This is a genomic window from Enterobacter sp. EC_50, assembly GCF_019584525.1.
Lineage (GTDB): Bacteria > Pseudomonadota > Gammaproteobacteria > Enterobacterales > Enterobacteriaceae > Enterobacter > Enterobacter roggenkampii.
The window spans coordinates 1-1,484 of sequence record NZ_VDAF01000064.1 but is presented as its reverse complement, the minus strand read 5'-3'; the positions used below and the strand labels follow the sequence as shown (position 1 = coordinate 1,484).

At 51.6% G+C, this 1,484-nt stretch carries 1 tRNA gene and 2 rRNA genes; all 3 read left to right on the top strand.

The window, feature by feature from the left end:
* Nucleotides 1–522, top strand: a 16S ribosomal RNA gene (locus tag FHC48_RS22960); the annotation flags it as partial.
* An 85-nt stretch (nt 523–607) separates the two neighbouring features.
* Nucleotides 608–683, top strand: a tRNA-Glu gene (locus FHC48_RS22955).
* A gap of 183 nt (nt 684–866) precedes the next feature.
* A 23S ribosomal RNA gene (locus FHC48_RS22950) occupies nt 867–1,484 on the top strand; the annotation flags it as partial.

Genomic DNA, 1,484 nt, shown 5'->3' with positions numbered 1-1,484 from the left:
TTGGTGCCTTCGGGAACTCTGAGACAGGTGCTGCATGGCTGTCGTCAGCTCGTGTTGTGAAATGTTGGGTTAAGTCCCGCAACGAGCGCAACCCTTATCCTTTGTTGCCAGCGGTCCGGCCGGGAACTCAAAGGAGACTGCCAGTGATAAACTGGAGGAAGGTGGGGATGACGTCAAGTCATCATGGCCCTTACGAGTAGGGCTACACACGTGCTACAATGGCGCATACAAAGAGAAGCGACCTCGCGAGAGCAAGCGGACCTCATAAAGTGCGTCGTAGTCCGGATTGGAGTCTGCAACTCGACTCCATGAAGTCGGAATCGCTAGTAATCGTAGATCAGAATGCTACGGTGAATACGTTCCCGGGCCTTGTACACACCGCCCGTCACACCATGGGAGTGGGTTGCAAAAGAAGTAGGTAGCTTAACCTTCGGGAGGGCGCTTACCACTTTGTGATTCATGACTGGGGTGAAGTCGTAACAAGGTAACCGTAGGGGAACCTGCGGTTGGATCACCTCCTTACCTTAAAGAACCTGCCTTTGCAGTGCTCACACAGATTGTCTGATGAAAAGTAAATAGCAAGGCGTCTTGCGATTGAGACTTCAGTGTCCCCTTCGTCTAGAGGCCCAGGACACCGCCCTTTCACGGCGGTAACAGGGGTTCGAATCCCCTAGGGGACGCCACTTGCTGGTTCGTGAGTGAAAGTCACCTGCCGTCATATCTCAAAACTGACTTACGAGTCACGTTTGAGATATTTGCTCTTTAAAAATCTGGATCAAGCTGAAAATTGAAACGACACATCTTAAATGGTGTGTTCGAGTCTCTCAAATTTTCGCAATCAGAAGTGAAACATCTTCGGGTTGTGAGGTTAAGCGACTAAGCGTACACGGTGGATGCCCTGGCAGTCAGAGGCGATGAAGGACGTGCTAATCTGCGAAAAGCGCCGGCGAGGTGATATGAACCTTTGACCCGGCGATGTCCGAATGGGGAAACCCAGTGTGTTCCGACACACTATCGTTAACTGAATACATAGGTTAACGAGGCGAACCGGGGGAACTGAAACATCTAAGTACCCCGAGGAAAAGAAATCAACCGAGATTCCCCCAGTAGCGGCGAGCGAACGGGGAGCAGCCCAGAGTCTGAATCAGCTTGTGTGTTAGTGGAAGCGTCTGGAAAGTCGCACGGTACAGGGTGACAGTCCCGTACACGAAAGCACACAGGTTGTGAACTCGAAGAGTAGGGCGGGACACGTGGTATCCTGTCTGAATATGGGGGGACCATCCTCCAAGGCTAAATACTCCTGACTGACCGATAGTGAACCAGTACCGTGAGGGAAAGGCGAAAAGAACCCCGGCGAGGGGAGTGAAAAAGAACCTGAAACCGTGTACGTACAAGCAGTGGGAGCACCTTCGTGGTGTGACTGCGTACCTTTTGTATAATGGGTCAGCGACTTATATTCTGTAGCAAGGTTAACCGTATAGGGG